The organism is Cohnella hashimotonis (assembly GCF_030014955.1).
In the GTDB taxonomy this organism is placed as follows: domain Bacteria; phylum Bacillota; class Bacilli; order Paenibacillales; family Paenibacillaceae; genus Cohnella; species Cohnella hashimotonis.
This window is the reverse complement of the sequence record NZ_JAGRPV010000001.1, coordinates 1,025,892-1,044,174: the sequence shown is the minus strand read 5'-3', so window position 1 is coordinate 1,044,174 and position 18,283 is coordinate 1,025,892. Positions and strand designations below refer to the sequence as shown.

General features: G+C 59.1%; 15 protein-coding genes. 3 read left to right on the top strand and 12 right to left on the bottom strand.

Translation table 11 applies throughout. The annotated features are described in order from the left end of the window. Positions 1-37 precede the first annotated feature (37 nt). The 7 genes from KB449_RS04055 to KB449_RS04025 all read right to left on the bottom strand — a co-directional run bounded on the left by KB449_RS04055 (position 38) and on the right by KB449_RS04025 (position 10,401). The gene (locus tag KB449_RS04055; RefSeq protein WP_282907143.1) at positions 38-2,353 is read right to left on the bottom strand and encodes a putative bifunctional diguanylate cyclase/phosphodiesterase; all 2,316 of its coding nucleotides are present in this window, start codon (positions 2,351-2,353) and stop codon (positions 38-40) included. 131 nt (positions 2,354-2,484) lie between these two features. After that, a complete protein-coding gene (gene mobA / locus KB449_RS04050; RefSeq protein ID WP_282907142.1) occupies positions 2,485-3,108 on the bottom strand; it encodes a molybdenum cofactor guanylyltransferase in 624 nt (207 codons plus the stop codon). A 142-nt stretch (positions 3,109-3,250) separates the two neighbouring features. Continuing rightward, positions 3,251-3,994 carry a pyruvate formate-lyase-activating protein gene (pflA, locus tag KB449_RS04045; protein ID WP_282907141.1) on the bottom strand — a complete coding sequence of 248 codons (744 nt, stop codon included), beginning with the start codon at positions 3,992-3,994 and terminating at the stop codon, positions 3,251-3,253. 148 nt (positions 3,995-4,142) lie between these two features. Then, positions 4,143-6,413, bottom strand: a complete 2,271-nt coding sequence (pflB, locus tag KB449_RS04040) for a formate C-acetyltransferase (RefSeq protein WP_282907140.1) — start codon at positions 6,411-6,413, stop codon at positions 4,143-4,145. Between the two features lie 31 nt (positions 6,414-6,444). Continuing rightward, positions 6,445-9,051: a bifunctional acetaldehyde-CoA/alcohol dehydrogenase gene (adhE, locus tag KB449_RS04035; RefSeq protein ID WP_282907139.1), complete on the bottom strand. Its 2,607-nt coding sequence runs from the start codon at positions 9,049-9,051 to the stop codon at positions 6,445-6,447. A gap of 110 nt (positions 9,052-9,161) precedes the next feature. Next, the gene (locus tag KB449_RS04030; protein ID WP_282912732.1) at positions 9,162-9,710 is read right to left on the bottom strand and encodes a DoxX family protein; all 549 of its coding nucleotides are present in this window, start codon (positions 9,708-9,710) and stop codon (positions 9,162-9,164) included. Positions 9,711-9,873: 163 nt separating this feature from the next. Continuing rightward, positions 9,874-10,401: a hemerythrin domain-containing protein gene (locus KB449_RS04025; protein ID WP_282907138.1), complete on the bottom strand. Its 528-nt coding sequence runs from the start codon at positions 10,399-10,401 to the stop codon at positions 9,874-9,876. A gap of 450 nt (positions 10,402-10,851) precedes the next feature. Here KB449_RS04025 and KB449_RS04020 point away from each other — a divergent pair, with 450 nt between their 5' ends. Beyond that, positions 10,852-11,796 (top strand): transposase, encoded by a 945-nt coding sequence (locus KB449_RS04020; RefSeq protein ID WP_282907137.1) that lies wholly within the window; start codon positions 10,852-10,854, stop codon positions 11,794-11,796. A 152-nt stretch (positions 11,797-11,948) separates the two neighbouring features. On the opposite strand, the gene KB449_RS04015 is transcribed toward KB449_RS04020, so the two are convergent. From KB449_RS04015 to KB449_RS04005, 3 genes are all read right to left on the bottom strand, one after another. Further along, a complete protein-coding gene (locus tag KB449_RS04015) occupies positions 11,949-13,022 on the bottom strand; it encodes a PAS domain-containing sensor histidine kinase (RefSeq protein ID WP_282912731.1) in 1,074 nt (357 codons plus the stop codon). Between the two features lie 37 nt (positions 13,023-13,059). Beyond that, positions 13,060-13,713, bottom strand: coding sequence for a response regulator (locus KB449_RS04010; protein WP_282907136.1), 654 nt, complete (start codon positions 13,711-13,713; stop codon positions 13,060-13,062). A gap of 84 nt (positions 13,714-13,797) precedes the next feature. Continuing rightward, positions 13,798-14,259, bottom strand: coding sequence for a GAF domain-containing protein (locus KB449_RS04005; protein WP_282907135.1), 462 nt, complete (start codon positions 14,257-14,259; stop codon positions 13,798-13,800). Between the two features lie 249 nt (positions 14,260-14,508). Between KB449_RS04005 and KB449_RS04000 the strand changes: the two genes are divergently transcribed. Continuing rightward, positions 14,509-15,258 (top strand): Crp/Fnr family transcriptional regulator, encoded by a 750-nt coding sequence (locus tag KB449_RS04000; RefSeq protein WP_282907134.1) that lies wholly within the window; start codon positions 14,509-14,511, stop codon positions 15,256-15,258. A 233-nt stretch (positions 15,259-15,491) separates the two neighbouring features. After that, positions 15,492-16,313, top strand: coding sequence for a hypothetical protein (locus KB449_RS03995; RefSeq protein WP_282907133.1), 822 nt, complete (start codon positions 15,492-15,494; stop codon positions 16,311-16,313). Positions 16,314-16,397: 84 nt separating this feature from the next. On the opposite strand, the gene KB449_RS03990 is transcribed toward KB449_RS03995, so the two are convergent. Both KB449_RS03990 and KB449_RS03985 read right to left on the bottom strand, forming a co-directional pair. Next, on the bottom strand, positions 16,398-17,039 hold the full coding sequence (locus tag KB449_RS03990; protein WP_282907132.1) for a TVP38/TMEM64 family protein: 642 nt from the start codon (positions 17,037-17,039) through the stop codon (positions 16,398-16,400). A 73-nt stretch (positions 17,040-17,112) separates the two neighbouring features. Beyond that, positions 17,113-18,234, bottom strand: coding sequence for a transglutaminase domain-containing protein (locus KB449_RS03985; RefSeq protein WP_282907131.1), 1,122 nt, complete (start codon positions 18,232-18,234; stop codon positions 17,113-17,115). Positions 18,235-18,283: the final 49 nt, after the last annotated feature.

Genomic DNA, 18,283 nt, shown 5'->3' with positions numbered 1-18,283 from the left:
TTCGTTGTAAGCCTTTTTTCGCGGATCGACGCTTCTGCTACGATTTCCAATGCTGCAGCAGTACCTTCCGAATCAGTTCCGCCGGCTGCGGGCGATAGAACAGGAAGCCCTGGATATCGTCGCACTCATGCTCGGCGAGGAAGCGGTATTGCGCCTCCGTCTCGACGCCCTCGGCCACGACTGACAACTTCAGGCGGCGGGCGACGAGCATCATCGCATGGATGATCGCCTCGTCCCGCTCGTCTTTGCCGATGCCGCTGACAAAGGAACGATCGATCTTGATCCGGCTGATCGGCAGCGACTTCAGATAGCCGAGCGAGGAATGCTGGGTACCGAAGTCGTCGATGGACAGCGTGATGCCCATATCCCGCAGCAGCTCGAGCGTCGGGAGATTTTCGTTTTTCATGGCCATGTTCTCGGTGATCTCGAGCTCCAGGTACCGCGGCTCGAGCCCCGACGCTTCCAATGCGCCGCGGACGGACGCCGCCACGTCACCGGAAGCGAACTGTCGGGCGGACAGGTTGACCGCTATGCGCAGCTCGGGAAAACCCGCCTCCTGCCACGCTTTGTTCTGCGCGCAGGCGACACGAAGCACCCACTCTCCGATCTCGACGATGAGCCCCGTCTCCTCGGCAAGCGGTATGAACTGCTGCGGCGATACCGGTCCAAGCTTAGGGTGATTCCAGCGCAGAAGCGCCTCCATGCCGACCAGCTGCGCGCTACCCGCTTGGATCTGCGGCTGATAATACAGCTCCAGCTCGCCCCGCGACAGCGCCTTGCGCAGATAGCTCCGCAGCTCCATCAGCTCGCTAGCTCCTGCCTGGTCCGTTCCGTCGTAGCATTTATAGCGGTTTTTCCCGGCCTCCTTGGCCGCGTACATCGCTTTGTCGGCGTGCTTGATCAGCGTCGGCGCATCGGCCCCGTGATCGGGATACAGCGCGATGCCAATGCTCGCGGTCAAGTAATACTCGGCTCCCTTGAGATAGAAGGGCTGACGGAACAGCTCGATCACTTGCGCCGCGAGCTGCGTACCGGCTTCCGAATCCTCGATGTGCGGGAGAATGATCGTGAACTCGTCTCCGCCTATCCTGTAAAACGCCACCCCCGGGTATCCCTCGTTTTGAATGCCCTGAAGACGCATCGCGGCATCCTTCAGCAGAATATCTCCGAAAGTATGGCCGAGCGTATCGTTCACCAGCTTAAACTGGTCGAGATCCAAGTACAGCAGCGCTAGCTTGCGTCCCCTGCGCTCGGCGGCCGCCCGTTGTTCCTCGAGATGCTGGTTGAAGTACGTTCGATTGTACGCGCCGGTCACCGCATCGTGATAAGCCAGGTAGCGCAGCTCCTGCTCCTTGCTCTCGAGCATCCGATTCTGTTCGCGTAGTTCCTCTTCGATCGCGATCAGTTCCTCGTTGGAGGCTTCGATTGTCTCGTTCGCCCGCTGAAGCTCGCTCGTTCGCTCGCGAACCTTTACGTCGAGGTTGGCTTTGCCGGTCAACTGCACGTACAGCAAATACAGGATGAGCGCCACGCAAATCATGCTGATCACGCGGATCAGGAGCACCTTGCTCTCGATCTCGCGCAGTTGGCTCTCTTTCAACTTCCCGGCGAACGCCCATTCTCCTTCCGGGAGCTTGACCCTCTCCCTCAAGCCCTCTCCATCGAACAGGCTCTCGTCGCCGAGCAGGAGGCGGCCGTTGGCCCGCAGCGCGATATCGAGCTCCCCGGTATCCGAAGTCTGGATGCCCTCCCGAATCAGCGCCGGCACGTCCAGTACGATCGAGGCAAAACCCCAGAAACGGCCGTTCACGAAGATCGACTGCCGCGTCAACAGGCCGATGCCGCCCTGCGTCAGCTCTCGCGGCCCTATGAGGGTAACCCCATCCATCTTCATCGTGCGCGTCGCGTTATCCCGGACCTCGGGGTCCGGGTGTTCGAAAAGGTTAAGCCCGAACAGCGTTTCATTTCCCGCTGATGGATACACGTAGCGCGCGATGCCGTCCGGATAAAGGGATATATTGCGAACGTCCGGAATTCTAGGCACGAAATGAGACGCGAATTCGTTAAAGCGCGCACTGTCGATCTCCTTGCCGTTCATGAGCTCCGTGTCCGCGAACGCCTTGAGACTTTCCGACAGCAGCAGCCTCCGCTCCACTGCGAGCCTTAGCGAATTGGCTTGGGCGGCAAGCGCTGCGGCCGCGTCCTGGTCGGCTTTCCGCACGATTCTGTCCTCGTATAGAGACGTGCTCCAAGCGATCGGAACGGAGAGAATAATAAAAATGACAAGAAGCAGCGCCCAAACGCCCAGCGCTGCTTTTCTGGCGGATGTATGGATCGGTTCAGTTGCATGCATGAATGACTTTCCCCCGGAGTCGGACTGTACTTAAGCTATTTCAACACAAAACGACATAATCCTGCAATGAGGATCGCACGTCGGTTTGATTCGGTTCGAAATAGCGACTGCCAGTGGAAAACGAGACCGGGTCAGCCGGTGGAACGAGCCATGTGCAGCAGGCTTTGGGCGCGCTCGTAGTCCGCTTCGCTATGGATCTCGAACGAAAATCCGGGCCCGTTTTGGTCCGTCCCGCTCTCCGTTGGCACCCCCAGCCACTGTATCCGCCCAAGCAGGCCCTCCATGCTATCGCCGCCCGCGTTCAGCAGCATGGCGACCGTCTCCGAGCAGCGGCTGTCGTAAAGCCCGTGCAGCGGGACCGGCCGCTCGTTCACGATGGGAATTACCGCTTGAACCCCATCCGATAAGCCCGTCATTAGCCGGCGCGCTTCCTCCGCCGAAAGAAACGGCATGTCCGAGCCGGCGATCCATACCAGCGGATTCCGCGCGAGACGAAGCGCCGAATGCATGCCGCCGAGCGGTCCTCGCCCCGGGTAATAATCCGTGATAATACGTACGGACGAATCCAACACGTCGAAAAAAGGCTTCGGCGTATCGGTGACGACGATGATTTCCTTGCATAGCTTGCGCATTTCCCGCACTTGTCTGACGATCGCTGCCTCTCCTTGCAATGGCAGAAGCGCTTTCAGCGTTCCGCCCAAAAGCGCCTTCGGGCCGCCTGCTAGAATCGCGCCGGTAACGGATGCCGCGGACATCTATCATCCTCTCCTTTCAATTGGTAGCGACAGGAGCGGCCGGATACGAATCGATGCTCGCCGTCAAGCCGACTTTTCGTCGGCGGTACGAACGAAGACGCTTCCCCGCCGATTATCGCCGGGGAGAAGCGTCCGTCCGCTATTACCTGGCGGCCTTAGCCGCCCGCTTGCCTTGCTCGATCAACCGGTAAGCCCGCTCCACCTCATCCGGCGACGGTTCGGACACGCCCTCAAGCCTGTAGGCTCTGCCGAGCTGCTCCCATTTGTACACGCCCATCCGGTGGTAGGGCAGCACTTCTACCTTCTCAACGCCGTTCAGCTCGCCGATGAATTCTCCAAGCGCCAGCAGCTCCGACAGGCCGTCGGTCCAGCCCGGCACGAGAACTCGGCGGATCCACATCTTGGCGCCGGCGTCCGACAGATGCCTGGCGAAGGCGAGAATGCGATCGTTAGGCTGCAAAGTCAGATGCTCGTGTCCGGCGCGGTCGATCATTTTCAGATCGAGCAGCACGAGATCAGTCGCGTCGAGCAGCCGCTTCGCGTGGTACGGATCGCAGAAGCCCGACGAATCGAGCGCCGTATGCAACCCCCATCGTTCCTTGCACTTTTCGAACAGCTCGGCGACGAAAGGCGCCTGCAGCGTCGGCTCTCCGCCCGTGACGGTGATGCCGCCGCCCGATCTTTTGTAAAACGGTACGTACGGCTCGATCTCGGCCAAGATCTCGTCGACCGAACGCAGCTGTCCGCCTTTGGTATCCCAAGAGTCCGGATTGTGGCAGTACGCGCATTGGAGCGCGCAGCCTTGCATGAAGAGCACGAAGCGGATACCCGGACCGTCGACCGTCCCGAATGTCTCCAGAGAATGTATTCTTCCGGCGTGATGCATCGTCAAGTCCCCCTCTGAAGATTCGAATCCTGATCAACGGCCGGTGCGTCCGCCCCGCTCTCGACCATCGTCTGTCTGTGCTGCTTAGCCGATTTCCCGCTTCCTCGCCCGGCCTCCGCATCCGCGGGCGACCGGGCTTCGGCCGCTGTCAGATCGTGCCGTGGAACGTGCGATTAATGACATCGAGTTGCTGCTCGCGCGTAAGCTTAATGAAGTTGACCGCATAGCCCGACACGCGGATCGTCAGTTGCGGGTACTGCTCCGGATGCTCCATCGCGTCGAGCAGTTGCTCCCGGTTGAACACGTTGATGTTGAGATGGTGACCGCCCTTGTCGGCGTAGCCGTCGAGCAGCGACACGAGATTGCCGACGCGCGTCTCCTCTTCGCGGCCGAGCGCCTTCGGCACGATCGAGAACGTGTTCGAGATGCCGTCGAGACAGTTGTAATACGGCAGCTTGGCGACCGAGCTGAGCGAGGCGAGCGCGCCCTTGCGGTCGCGGCCGTGCATCGGGTTCGCTCCCGGCGCGAACGGCTCGCCGGCCTTGCGGCCGTCCGGCGTGCTGCCGGTTTTCTTGCCGTAGACGACGTTCGACGTGATCGTCAGCAACGACAGCGTCGGCATCGAGCCGCGGTAGGTCTGGTGTTTGCGCAGCTTCGACATAAAGGCATCCGTCAGGTCGACCGCCATATCGTCGACGCGCGAGTCGTTGTTGCCGAACTGCGGATATTCGCCTTCGATCTCGAAGTCGACGGCCAAACCCTTCTCGTTGCGAATCGGCTTGACCTTCGCGTACTTGATCGCGGACAGCGAGTCGGCGACGACCGAAAGGCCGGCGATGCCGGTCGCCATCGTTCGCAGGATCTCCGTGTCGTGCAGCGCCATCTCGATGCGTTCGTAGCTGTACTTGTCATGCATGTAGTGAATGACGTTCAGCGTGTTGATGTATAGCTTCGACAGCCACTCCAGCACCTCGTCGTACCGCGCCATAACCTGGTCGTAGTCGAGATATTCGCCGGTAAGCGGCGCAAGTTCCGGACCGACCTGCACGCCCAGCTTCTCGTCCTTGCCGCCGTTGATCGCGTACAGCAAAGCTTTGGCGAGGTTGGCGCGGGCGCCGAAGAACTGCATCTGCTTGCCGATCCGCATCGCGGAGACGCAGCAGGCGATGCCGTAGTCGTCGCCGTAGATTGGACGCATGAGGTCGTCGTTCTCGTACTGGATCGAGCTCGTATCGACGGATACTTTAGCGCAGTAGTCCTTGAAGCCCTCGGGCAGCTCCGTCGACCAAAGCACCGTGAGGTTGGGCTCGGGAGCGGGTCCGAGATTGTACAGCGTGTGAAGGAATCGGAACGAGTTTTTGGTGACGCGGGTCTTGCCGTCCTTGCCCATGCCGCCGATCGATTCGGTTACCCACGTCGGGTCGCCGCTGAACAGCTCGTTATAATCCGGCGTGCGCAGGAACTTGACCAGCCGCAGCTTCATGACCAGATGGTCGATCAGCTCTTGCGCCTGTTCTTCGTTCAGCGTGCCTTCCTTCAGGTCGCGCTCGATATAAACGTCGAGGAAGCTGGATACGCGCCCGAGGCTCATGGCTGCGCCGTTCTGCTCTTTGATGGCGGCCAGGTAGGCGAAGTAAAGCCACTGCACCGCTTCGCGCGCGTTCGTCGCCGGGCCCGAGATGTCGTACTCGTAGGACGCGGCCATCGCCTTCAGTTCGCCAAGCGCCCGGATCTGCTCCGACACCTCTTCGCGCAGTCGGATCAAATCTTCGCCCATGACGTCTTTTTCCAGCGCCGTCAGGTCGGCCTCCTTCGCCGCGATCAGCCGATCGACGCCGTACAGCGCAGCCCTGCGGTAGTCGCCGATGATCCGGCCGCGGCCGTAAGCGTCCGGAAGGCCGGTGATGATGGCCGCTTTGCGGGCGAGGCGCATCTCGGCGGTGTAGGCATCGAACACGCCCTGGTTATGCGTCTTGCGGATGTCGGTGAAGGTGCGGACCATCTCGTCCGGCAGCTTGTAGCCGTAAGCTTCGCAGGCGTCCTGCGCCATTCGGATGCCCCCGAACGGCTGGATCGAACGCTTCAGCGGCGCATCCGTCTGCAGGCCGACGATCTTCTCGAGCGCTTCGTCTATATAGCCGGCGCGGTGGGAGGTGATCGTCGACACCGTGTCGGTGTCGACGTCAAGCACGCCCCCGTTTTCCCGCTCCCGCTTCATCAACGCGAGCACCTGTACCCACAGCTGTCTGGTGGCCTCCGTCGGTTCGGCCAAAAATCCTGCGGCGCCCGTGTAAGACGTCAGATTCAGGCCGAGAAAGTCGTTCACGTCCACCGACGTCTGCCAAACGCCTCCCTTGAATCCGCGCCAGCCGTCCAGCCTGGCGGCGGATTCGCCTATCGTTTTGTTCAGGATGCTCATGATCGTTACCCTCCCTTGATCGAAATCCCAATTAGAACTTGCCGTAAAACGCGTTTCTGTACACGTCCGCGAGCTCGGTGACGAGCGGCATGCGCGGGTTTGCGGTCGTGCATTGGTCCTCGAACGCGCGGTCGGCAAGCTGGTCTACCCGCGACTCGAAGTCGGCGGCGTCAAAGCCGAGCGCCTGGAACGATTCCGGAATCTGCAGCGACAGGTTCAGCTGGCGAATGGCGTTAATCAAGCTCGTGACGCCCTCTTCCGTCGTGCGGGCCTGCAGACCGAGCAGCCTGGCGATGTCGGCATAGCGCTTGTCGGCGACGAAGTGGCTGTATTTCGGGAACGAAGCGAACTTCGTCGGCTGCTGCGCGTTGTACCGGATGACGTGCGGCAGCAGGATCGCGTTGGTGCGGCCGTGCGCCGTGTGATACTGTCCGCCCCATTTGTGCGCGAGGCTGTGGTTAATGCCCAGAAACGCGTTTGCGAAGGCCATGCCGGCAATCGTGGACGCATTGTGCATCTTTTCCCGGGCGACCGGATCGGCCTTGTGATACGAAGCTTCCAAGTTGTCGAACACCAGTTGGATCGCCTTAAGCGCGAGACCGTCCGTAAAGTCGTTGGCCATGACCGAGACGTAGGCCTCGATCGCATGCGTCAGCACGTCCATGCCGGTATCGGCGACCGCCGTCTTCGGCAGGCTGTAGACGTAATCCGGGTCTACGATGGCGACGTCCGGCGTGAGCTCATAGTCTGCGAGCGGATACTTCGTATTGCCTTTGTTCTTGTCGGTGATGACCGCGAACGACGTCACCTCCGAGCCGGTACCCGATGTCGTCGGGATCGCGACGAACTTGGCGTTTTTGCCGAGGCGCGGATATTTGTAGATCCGCTTGCGGATATCCATGAACTTCTGCTTGAGCGAATCGAAGCTGGTGTCCGGATATTCGTAGAACAGCCACATGGCCTTCGCCGCGTCCATCGGCGAGCCGCCGCCGAGGGCGATGATGCAGTCCGGCTTGAACTGAGCCATCATGCGCGTGCCGCGCTCGACCGTGTCGACCGACGGATCTGGCTCGACGTCGCTGAAGATCTCGACGGATACCGGGTCCTTGCGCTTGCGCAGGTAGTAAGCAACCTTCTCCACATACCCGAGCTTCACCATCGCTTCGTCGGTCACGATCATGACGCGGCTGATATCCGGCATCTTCTCGAGATACTGCGTGGCGCCCTTCTCGAAGTAGATTTTCGGCGGCACCTTGAACCACTGCATGTTGACCGTACGGTACGCCACCCGCTTGACGTTGATCAGGTTGACGGCGGTGACGTTCGAGGTCGTCGAGTTGTGGCCGTACGAGCCACAGCCGAGCGTGAGCGAAGGCAGGTTCGTGTTGTAAATGTCGCCGATCGCCCCGTGGGTCGAAGGCGCGTTGACGATAATGCGCCCTGTCTGCAGTCGGGCCGAGAACGCCGTGATGACGGCTTGGTCGTTCGAATGAATGACCGACGAGTGGCCCATGCCGCCGAAGGCGATGACCTGCGCGGCGCGATCGATGCCCTGCTCGGCCGTTTTTACTTTGTAACACGCGAGCACCGGGCTCAGTTTCTCGGCGGACAAAGGAAACTTTTCGCCTACGCCGGCCAGCTCTGCCACGAGCACCTTCGTCGCCGGCGGCACCTGAATGCCGGCCATCTCCGCGATCTTCACGGCCGGTTGTCCGACGATGACTGCGTTGACCGCGCATTTCTCAGGATTGATGACGAGCCGCGATACGGCCTCGATTTCTTCTTTATTGAGGAAATAGCAGCCTTGGCGCGCCATGAGCGCCTTCGCCTGGTCGTAGATTGGCTCGTCGAGGATGACCGCTTGCTCTGATGCGCAAATCATGCCGTTGTCGAACGTCTTGGACAGGATCAGGTCGGTCACAGCCTGCTCGAGATCCGCCGTGCGTTCAATGAAGCAAGGGACGTTGCCCGGACCTACGCCTAACGCCGGCTTGCCGGTGCTGTAGGCCGCCTTCACCATCGCGGAACCGCCGGTGGCCAGCACGAGCGCGATGTCCTTGTGATTAATCAACAGCCCCGTCGCTTCAACGGAAGGGTGCTCGATCCACTGAATGCAATGCTCGGGCGCTCCGGCGGCCAGTGCCGCTTCGAGCAGCGTTCTCGCCGCGGCCGAGCTCGACTTCTGCGCCGACGGATGAAAAGCGAAGACGATCGGATTGCGCGTCTTGGCGGCGATCAGCGACTTGAACATCGTCGTCGAGGTGGGGTTCGTCACCGGCGTGATGCCGGCGATCACACCGACCGGCTCGGCGACCATGCGGTAGTTTTCGTAGACATTCTCCTCGATCACGCCTACCGTCTTCTCCGCCTTGATGCTGTGATAAATGTATTCCGTCGCGAAAATGTTCTTCGTGATCTTGTCTTCATAGACGCCTCTGCCGGTCTCCTCGACCGCGATCTTCGCGAGCGGCATATGCTGATCAAGTCCGGCCAAAGCCATCGCCTGCACGATCCGGTCGACCTGCTCCTGATTCAGCCGCATGTACGCTTCGAGCGCCCTGTTGGCTCGCTCCGCGAGCAGATTCACTTCGTCTTGCGCGGACATAAATTCGGCTTGCGCTTTTTCTTTCGTCGCCATCCTCGTGGCCTCCCGTCAAATATTGATTTCCTCCGTCGGTCTCGGCGGCCTGACGATATGGACGGCGGCCGGAGAACTCCGGCCGCCGTGCCAATCAGCCAGGCGATGAATCAGTGCGCGACAGGCGTGCCGTGCGTGCCGCCGTCATGCTTCTTGTCCGTGATGGCGTGCTTGATTTTGCCGAAGCCCTTGCGGATAAGCGGGAGCAGGTAGTAGTCGAGTCCGAAGCGTCCGGCATTGGCGCCCGCCGTGAAGACGATGAAGCCGAGGACGAGCAGCCATGGGTTCGTGCTTACGGTGCCCGCGAAGAGGAACAGCGTGTTGAGCAGCATTCCGAAGAAGGCGGCGGTTACCGTGAGTCCCCCGACGATCAGCCCTACGCCGATCAGGAACTCGCCAAGCGGGATAAGCACGTCGATCAATTTGACGTTCGGCAGCGCGAAGTGCTCGATGAAGTAGGTGTAGTTGGGGAAGATGACTTCGTTCGTCGCGTGGTCGGCTACCGGCTTGGCGACCGCTCCTTGCAGGAATCCTTTTGCAGTGAAACCGCCCGTCAGCTTATGCCATCCTGCGTCGATCCACTGCCAGCCGACATAGATACGGAGAAGCGTTACTGCGACTGCTGCCCATACGTTTTCTTTGAACCACTTGGTGACCATAATGGCCATCTCCCTTTTCGCCTTTAAGGCGTTTAATAGTGACTGTCGTTTGTCTTGCTCGCCTTACAACCTCAGTATGAAGGCTGCGATCCATTTCGAATGTGACGGATCTCACAATTCGTTATTATTTCTTGTGAATTTTTTCACTTATCTTCGCATGCCCTTAATAACTGTAAACGTTCGAGTGATCCTCCAAAGTATCGATGATCTCCTCCTCCTCGTTCAGCCGGTTCTTCAAGAAGGCGTAAGCTTGGAGAAGATAGGACGACAGCGCCTTCGCTTCCTCCGGCGAGATCGGCAGCACCGACTGTTCCAACGTGTTCAGGAAAGAGCCGATGAACCGTTCCGCGAGACCGTAATCCTGTTCCATGAGCGTGAACAGATCGGGCTCCGTCTCAAGGTACCATACCGCGTAGGGGAAGAGTTCCGTTTTTTCCCATGCGATATGCGCGCTCCACTCGGTCATGAAGTGCTTCACGCGTTCGTTCAGGATTCGGACATTAACGTTCAGGTGAATAATGTCCTCGTCCTTGCGTACCGTGCACACCTGCGCGTACAGGTCCGCGAGTTCCTCTTCCAAAGCGTCGTGCTCCTGCCGGGCTCTGACGACCGCATCGTTTAGCAGTGTGTATCGCTCGTCGTCGCCGCCGTAAGGCTTCAGCGCGTTGTCCGTGTTGGTTGTCGTTTTCATCGGTGGTTCCTCCTTCAGGTTTATCGGGGCATTGCTTCTTTTGATGAATTAAATATAACGTGATTCGGAATTAAGTAATGTGAAAAAAATCACAATATTGGAGCGGCCACGAAATAGACACAACCTCACTTCTCTCGTTTGAAAGACATCCCCTTCTTTCAGGAGCTGTCGTTTGTTGCCTGGTAACGCGCGGCGCGCGATGCTGGCTCAGTAGGGCGGGCAACTCGACTCTATTTATCCCGTTTTAACAATATCCCCTTTAGTAAGGAAAACCGATAAAGGGGGCCGATCGCGTTTTAACGACATCCCCTTCGAACAGGTTCATATCTTTCATGCAGCTAAGCAAGCGGATGATTGAGCAGCGTATTTTTGAGCAAAAAAAGAGCGTGCAATAAAACCTATTATCTGGTAATATGAGAACATTAGTTCCTATTAAAAGGGAGGATTCATATGTCCAGCGGTTTTTCGATTCGGGATTCCATACCTTGCTATGCCGAAGAAGATTGCGCTGGCGCGCTTTTTGCAGCCAAGTGGCCCGACGGCTTCCGTTGCCCCCGCTGCTGGCATTCACGTTACTACGATATAGCCTCCCGCGGACGCCGGCTTTTCGAATGCCGCTCCTGCTCCCATCAGACATCGCTTACGGCCGGCACCGCGCTCGAGGGCACGCGCACGCCGCTGACCAAGTGGTTCAAGGCCATGTACCTGATGCAATTCGGCATCAGCGCCGTGCTGCTCGCCGAGTTGATCTGCGTGACTTATAAGACCGCCTGGCTGATCAACCACAAATTGCGCCATGTCATCGGTGAACAAGATGGCGCCCGGCCTCTTGAGGGGAGCCTGCAACTGTTGGGTGAATATTACGGCTATGAATACCACCGGTATTTCAGCGATAAGCTCGCTCAGGGTGCGTTGAAACCGCAGCCGATCGTGATCGGTGCCTCGCTCGATCAGACGGGAGAGGTCGTTCATCTCAAAATGAAGGCCGTCGACGGAATCGATGGGACTGCCGTTCCTGGCAGAGGCGGTTCGGAGGATGAGGAAGCGGTGGAGCGGTTTTTGCATAACCATACTGCAAATCGCGGGGACTTCGGTAAAACGGAACTGCTGCAGCGCAGCCATCGCGGCCGCAAAGCGCCGCATCACGCATGGCTCGGCGTTGTACGTTGGTTGGCCTGGACGTTCGGCGGAATCGGCCCTAAGCATCTGCAGTCGTATTTGAACGAATTTTGTTTCCGCTACGTTTCCGGGAGCAGAACGCTGGAAGCGCTGATCGCGTGCATCGGCACATCGAGAACGATCACGTATCGAAGCTTGGTAAGCGCGCGTTCCGGCATTCGCCCGATCCGCTGGGCGTTTAGACAACCGGAACGGAGCAGGCGGCATGCCGGTTAAGCGCGGACCTTCAGCCGACTTGCCAGAATAGCATCGCTGCTCGGGCGCGCATCTTTCCCTGATTTAAGGGGATATTGTTAAAACACCGGAAAAAGGAACCTGTACGCGCGGAATATGGATATTCGTGGTATTGAAAGCAAGAGCTCCCAACTTCAACCAGCCGGTACCGTCAACGTGACGGTCGTGCCGTGGCCCGGTTCAGAATGCAGCTTTAATTCGCCGGAAACGGCACGCGCGCGTTCTTCCATGCTGAAAAGGCCGACGCCGGAGCTTGCCGACGTACGGATGAAGCCGACGCCTTTGTCCATAATAACGACCCGAATTAGACCGTCGATCTCCCGCAGCGATACGAAGGCTTCGGACACGCCAGCATATTTGCCGACATTGGTCAGCGCTTCCTGGACGACGCGGTAGATGGTCGTCTCGGCGAGAAGCGCCGGACGGCGCTTAAGCTCGCAATCGAAGCGCACCTGGATCCCGTAATGGCCCTCGAAGTGCTCGATGTAAGTCCGAAGCGCCGGCACGACGCCGAGGTCGTCCAGCACGGACGGCCGCATCTCCCAGGCGAGTCCCCGGACCTCCGACATCAGCTGCGATACTTGCTGTCCCAGCATCGCGAGGCCCTCGTCCTCCCGTTCGGCCAGCAGCCGATCGATCGTGATCTTGAAGAAGAACAAGCTCTGTCCGATTCCGTCGTGCAAATCCCGAGAAAAGCGCCGTCGCTCTTCCTCCTGAATTTGCATCATCTGTGCCAGCATCGACTGCAGCTCGGCTTCCGCCTCCTTGAGGCGCGTGACCTCGTGGCGGATCGCCAGGTATTGATACGGATGGCCTTCGCCGTCCGCGAACGGCACGATGGTCGTATCTACCCAATACTCGCGCCCAGTTTTGCCCCGGTTTTTAATCTCCCCGCGCCACACTCGGCCGGACGAGATCGTCGTCCAAAGTTCTTTCATGAACGATTTGCCATGGTAGCCCGAGTTGACGAGACGATGATCTTGTCCGATGAGCTCGGAGCGATCGTAACCGGAAATTTCGCAGAACTTGTCATTTACGTAGCGGATCTTCCCCCTGCGGTCGGTGATGGCAACGATCGCCGACTCGTCGAGCGCGAACTTGACGTCCGCAAGCTGCTTGAGCGAGCGGCGAAGTTCTTCCCTGTACTCGCCGTCGGCCACGCCAATGTCCAGTCTCGAGAGCAAGCTCTCTACCTGTGCCGCCAACATTTCCGCATGATACTCGGGAAATCCGGCATGTTCTTTTTTAGTCAAAGGTCAACAGCCCCTTTTTCATCGCGAATTTGACAAGGTCAGGGCGTGTCCGCAGCTCTAGCTTCTCCATTAGGTTGCTCTTGTGGGACTCCACGGTCTTGACGCTGATAACAAGCTGCTCAGCGATTTCCTTGTTAGAGTATCCCTGCGCGACCTTGGCGAGGATCTCCTTCTCCCGATCCGACAGGGACTCGTAAGTACCTGCGTGATCACCGTTCTTCAGCTTGTCCAGATAGTCGCTCATCAGCCGCTTGGTCGCGGTCGGATATAGATAAGCCTGCCCCTCTGCCACATGGCGTATCGCCGACAAAAGCTCCTCGTGCGGCGCGCTCTTAAGGATATAGCCCGACGCGCCCGATTGAATCGCCCTGAATAGATAGCCTTCATCATCGTGCATCGTCAAGATGAGGACGGCGATGTCCGGAAACGACTTTTTAAGCTCTGCGGCCGCCGTAAGACCGTCTTTGCCGTGAGGCATGCTGAGATCCATAAGCACGACGTCCGGCCGAAGGGCGCCGGCTTGCGCGATCGCTTCGTCTCCGTCCGCGGCCTCTCCGACGACCTCCATCTCCTGTCTGCCGTTCAGGAGCATCATTAGCCCGGAACGAACGATAGCGTGGTCGTCGACGACCAGTATGCGGATCATTTTTATTCCTCCCCGTCGCGCAAAGCACCGCTTTTTTTACCATTTTACCATAGCGATCGAAAACTTGGCGTATCGCGACGCCATCTACATCGATCCTGCCGTAGACAGTCCCGTCAACAGAACGGCGATTCGTTCGCCTGCGGCGGCCACCATCCTGCGTTCCTCGGTGCGATACACCCTTTTCCTGCGGTCGCCGGCGATGAGAATGCCTGACGGCGAACCACGAAGATAAAGCGGAACAGCATAGGCCACGCGCAGATCTTCCGCGAGCAGCAGCGGATACTCCTGCAGCCGGCGCGTATAAAGCAACTCCGACATGCTGAGCGGCATTGCTCTTCCTATCTTCAACACGGTCGCGGATAAGCCGCGTCCCGGTTTTTCGGAAATGCCGGCATATCGTTCGTTGGTTTGACCGGACGCCGCCGGCCATCTCAGGTTCAGCAGCGGCGCCTCGGTCAGGCCGATCGCGCAAAAGTCGCACCCCATCTCCGCGCGCAGCGTCGCCAGGATCGCCAGAATCGCCTCGCGGCTCCTATGTTCGATCATTTTCCATCCCTCCAAGCCTTGCGTATCACGTTCCCTTCCCTCTAGTGTAATGGAGCGCCGCCTCCACGTGATTCGGGGAATTCCCCGATTTCATCAGGGGGAAACTCCTGATTCCGCCCCTGACTGTGACGATACTCACAAAAAGATAAGGGAATTCCCGCGCCAGAATCAGGAGGTTCCCCGATAAAAGCCGAACCGGGAATACGGTATGATGGAGTCATCAAAGGGATTCGGATGGGGGACGCGGTCATGGGCGAAGCGTTGAAGAAAAGGGTAGCAGGCGAACGGGCGCAAGAAAATGAACTTGGGATTCACCGCTTCTTCTCGGAGGATCAGTTCGCCCGTCTGGAAGAGCTGATGTACCCGAAGCATGTCGAAAAAGGCAGCTATTTATTCTGGGAAGGCGAGCAGGCCGGCAAGTTGTACTACCTGCGGTCGGGCAAGGTAAAGCTGCGGAAGTCGACGGCAGAAGGCAAGGACTTCATGCTCTCGGTCATGCAGGCGGGGGATCTCATCTGGGAGCCTGAAAACGGGCTGACAAAGGTTCATTCGTTTAGCGCGGAGGTACTGGAGGACGCCGAGCTTGGCGTCGTGCAGTGGAGGGACTTGGAGATTCTGTTGTATCGGTACGGCGACTTCGCCGTCCGCTTCATGAATTGGATGGCGATCACGCAGCGCGTGAGCGAATCCAAATTCCGCGACCTGCTGTTGTTCGGCAAACCTGGCGCGCTCGCTTCGACCTTGATCCGCATGGCCAACACGTACGGCATCGCTACGGCAGAAGGCATCAAAATCACGCTTAAGCTGACCCATACGGAGATCGCGGACATGATCGGCACTTCACGCGAGAGCGTGAACCGGATGCTGAACGGACTGAAAGAAGAAGGCGTCATCGACATCCGCCAAGGCCGCATTTACGTGCTTCAACTGAACGCGCTGCGCGAGATCTGCCATTGCCCGACCTGCCCCGGCTGCCCTAAAGAGATCTGCCGGATATAAATCCGACGTCAAGCGAACAGATTGTAATGCAATCGTAATATAGCTTTCATCTTACCTTCATCTTCGCCGGTTACAATACAGACATGACCCCCCTTTTCAATAATATATCTTTTGGGCTTGCAGCTTCGGCTGCAGGCCCGCTTTTTTTTTGTCCAGGGTTCCTCCGCACCTTCTTCTGGGCAGGCGCATATCGTACCTTAGCGACATTCGCCCAGCCGAGGAGGAATACGTGCATGACAAATAAAGGGCAGAACCGTCGGCAGCCGGCAGCCAAGCAAACGCGACGGCAGCAAGGAGCGAAGAGCGAAGCGACGCTCCACGCCAAAGCGCCCGTTAAAAAAAAGACGGGCATCGCCGTTAAGCAGAGTCCGCAATCGGCGTCCTTCGAGCCGGACATCCCGGTAAGACAAATCCCATGGTGGTTCACGCCCGAACACCAGCGCGCGCTCGGACCGGGAGGCGGCGCTCACATAGGCGGCTTGCTGCCGCCGCGGCCGCCTGGCCATGGCTTGCATCCGGGGCATGGACCAGGTCCGCATCCGGGCCCTTTTCCTCCAGGACCTGGTCCGCATCCGGGGCCTGGACCATTTCCGCCGGGGCCATTCCCACCCGGACCGGGGCCGTTCCCGCCAGGACCAGGTCCGTTTCCGCCTCCTAGACCGCCGTTCCCGCCAGGTCCGGGGCCGTTCCCCATTCCGATTCCGATCCCGCTGCCGATTCCCGTTCCCGGACCCGTGCCCGTTCCTGTTCCCGTTCCGCTCCCCGAACCGGCCAGCTTCGTAGCCGTAACGGTCGAAGGCGGCATCGGCTTCCCGAACATCTCCGGCACCAGCTACGTGACGTTTTATCCCGGCATGACGCTGCGTCAAGCGCTTTTTGCGACCGGCAGGGTGCAGTTCGGGCCAAACGGATTTATCGTTAGCGTGGCCGGCATCCCTGTAGGTGGACCGATCGGGCTGATGGTACGCTATAACGGCCGCGTAATTCCGCAGACGCTGCTGGATCAGCCGATTACGCCGGGCAGTACGATCACCCTTAGCCTGTTTTACTTTTAATAACTAGGCCAACGCAAAAGAACCGTACCTTAACGAGTACGGTTCCTTTTGTTGTGTAACGATAGCATCGACACCGGTTCGCGCTCAACCGACCTCGCGCCGTACCCGCCGCTTAAGCAGCAGCGGGACAAGCATGGCGGCGGCGAACACCGCGATCGCCAGCGCGATCTCGCGCCAGTCGCCTCGCGTCAGGCTCGCGCCGAGAAAACAGAAGGCGAACGTGCCCGGCAGCGTGCCGATCACCGTCGCGGGCACATACGCGCGCAGCGGCACCCGCGCGGCTCCGGCGGCGTAGCTGACAAGATCGAACGGCACGAACGGCGCGATCCGCAGCATGAGCACCATCGGAAAGCCGCGGCGCTGCATCGCGCCCTCAAGCTTGCGCAGCCGCGGATCGTCGCGTCCCTTGAAAAAGCCGAGCCCGACCTGGCGCGCCAGCAGAAACGACAGCACTGCCCCCGGAATTTCGCCCAAAAACGTATAAAGCATGCCGTACCACGTGCCGAAAGCAAGCCCGCCCGCCAGCGTCAGCACCGACGCAGGGAACAGCACGAACGGTCTGGCGACGAATAGACCGATGTAAACGGCGGGCGCGATCCAACCGAAGGACAGCATCCAGTCGCGCAGCGTGTTCGGCGTTATTTTCAAGTAATGGAAGTTGACCCACAGCAGCGCGCACGCAACCGCGGCGATGGCTAGCGACAGCAGAACGACCTTGCGGCTCACACGAACACTCCCGTCTTGAGTCCCATGAAAGCATCATACAAGATTTGTAAGCCTTTTTCCAAATCGAACGAAACTACTGACGAAGCTTGAACTTCACGGTCAGCATGCTGTCTCCGTCCTCTCCGCCAGCAAGCGACTCCATCGTATAGCTGACCGACGACAGCTCGGGCATCAGCTTGAGCAGCGCGTCGAGGTCGGGCTTGGCCTCGGACGTGTAGCGCATCTTGGCCGTCGTCTGGCCGGCCGCGGCAGCCGCACGAATCTTCGCGGCGATCTCTTTGACCGTGGACACCGTACGGGACGGATCCAGGTAGTCCAGCCCCATATCCTCGCGCAGATCCTCGTAAAATGCCGTACGCGTCTTGTCTTTGGCCATCAGCGCATCGAGCGTGTTCTTGTACGAAGTGACAGCCTGGGGATAAACGGACTTCCACGTATGATCCTTTTTCAAAGCGCTGTCCGTCACCAGATAATAGCCGTACGTCGTCCTCCCCTTGACGTCCGGCACCGGGTCGTCGAACGTCGTGTCCAGCTGGTACCAGACGCCGTCCAGCTTGACGAGATTCCACGTGTGCGCGCCGGTGCTCACGGTGCCTTCGACGATGCGGGCGGGAATGCCGGCGTCCGTCAGCAGCCTGTAGGTAAGCGAGGCATAGCCCTGGCAGACGGTCAATCCGTTCTTAAGCGCATCGTAAGCCGAGTGGCGAACGAGCGAACGGTCGTAAGCGACATGGAGCAGCACCCAGTCGTGAATGGCTTTTACCTTTTGATGGGCGTTCATGCTCTTGGAGACGATGGACGCGAGGATCTGCTTCGACCGCGTATTTACATATGCGGTTTGCTCCGCATTTTCCCAATATTTCATATTCACGCTTAAGGTGGAGGTGGTGCCGTTGGTGCTTACGGTATAACGATAGGAGCGGATCGCGTACTTGAGATAATCGTCGGCCGCGAAGACGTTGTCGAACGCCTTGGTTACGTCCGCGGTGGCCAGCTTGCCCTTGAGCACGACGCTGAAGGATTCGCTGCGGGCGCCCAGCTTCTGCTTGAGATTGCTCTGGAGCGTCGTCGCCTCTTCCGCCGAGACGGCGGCCACGGCCGTATCGCGGTAAGGCCATACCGAGGAAGCCAGCAGCAGCGCGGAAGACAATAAAAATCCGGTAATGGCCCTTAGCTTTCGTTTGGACGCGGTCATCTCTCGCTCTCCCTCCGGGTCTGCATGCTTGTACAGCGATTCGCGGCGC

Excerpts from the sequence above, each read along its gene's own strand:
- KB449_RS04055 (WP_282907143.1), bottom strand. The coding sequence starts at position 2,353 with ATGCATGCAACTGAACCGATCCATACATCCGCCAGAAAAGCAGCGCTG.
- mobA (WP_282907142.1), bottom strand. The coding sequence starts at position 3,108 with ATGTCCGCGGCATCCGTTACCGGCGCGATTCTAGCAGGCGGCCCGAAG.
- pflA (WP_282907141.1), bottom strand. The coding sequence starts at position 3,994 with ATGCATCACGCCGGAAGAATACATTCTCTGGAGACATTCGGGACGGTC.
- pflB (WP_282907140.1), bottom strand. The coding sequence starts at position 6,413 with ATGAGCATCCTGAACAAAACGATAGGCGAATCCGCCGCCAGGCTGGAC.
- adhE (WP_282907139.1), bottom strand. The coding sequence starts at position 9,051 with ATGGCGACGAAAGAAAAAGCGCAAGCCGAATTTATGTCCGCGCAAGAC.
- KB449_RS04030 (WP_282912732.1), bottom strand. The coding sequence starts at position 9,710 with ATGGTCACCAAGTGGTTCAAAGAAAACGTATGGGCAGCAGTCGCAGTA.
- KB449_RS04025 (WP_282907138.1), bottom strand. The coding sequence starts at position 10,401 with ATGAAAACGACAACCAACACGGACAACGCGCTGAAGCCTTACGGCGGC.
- KB449_RS04020 (WP_282907137.1), top strand. The coding sequence starts at position 10,852 with ATGTCCAGCGGTTTTTCGATTCGGGATTCCATACCTTGCTATGCCGAA.
- KB449_RS04015 (WP_282912731.1), bottom strand. The coding sequence starts at position 13,022 with ATGTTGGCGGCACAGGTAGAGAGCTTGCTCTCGAGACTGGACATTGGC.
- KB449_RS04010 (WP_282907136.1), bottom strand. The coding sequence starts at position 13,713 with ATGATCCGCATACTGGTCGTCGACGACCACGCTATCGTTCGTTCCGGG.
- KB449_RS04005 (WP_282907135.1), bottom strand. The coding sequence starts at position 14,259 with ATGATCGAACATAGGAGCCGCGAGGCGATTCTGGCGATCCTGGCGACG.
- KB449_RS04000 (WP_282907134.1), top strand. The coding sequence starts at position 14,509 with ATGGGCGAAGCGTTGAAGAAAAGGGTAGCAGGCGAACGGGCGCAAGAA.
- KB449_RS03995 (WP_282907133.1), top strand. The coding sequence starts at position 15,492 with ATGACAAATAAAGGGCAGAACCGTCGGCAGCCGGCAGCCAAGCAAACG.
- KB449_RS03985 (WP_282907131.1), bottom strand. The coding sequence starts at position 18,234 with ATGACCGCGTCCAAACGAAAGCTAAGGGCCATTACCGGATTTTTATTG.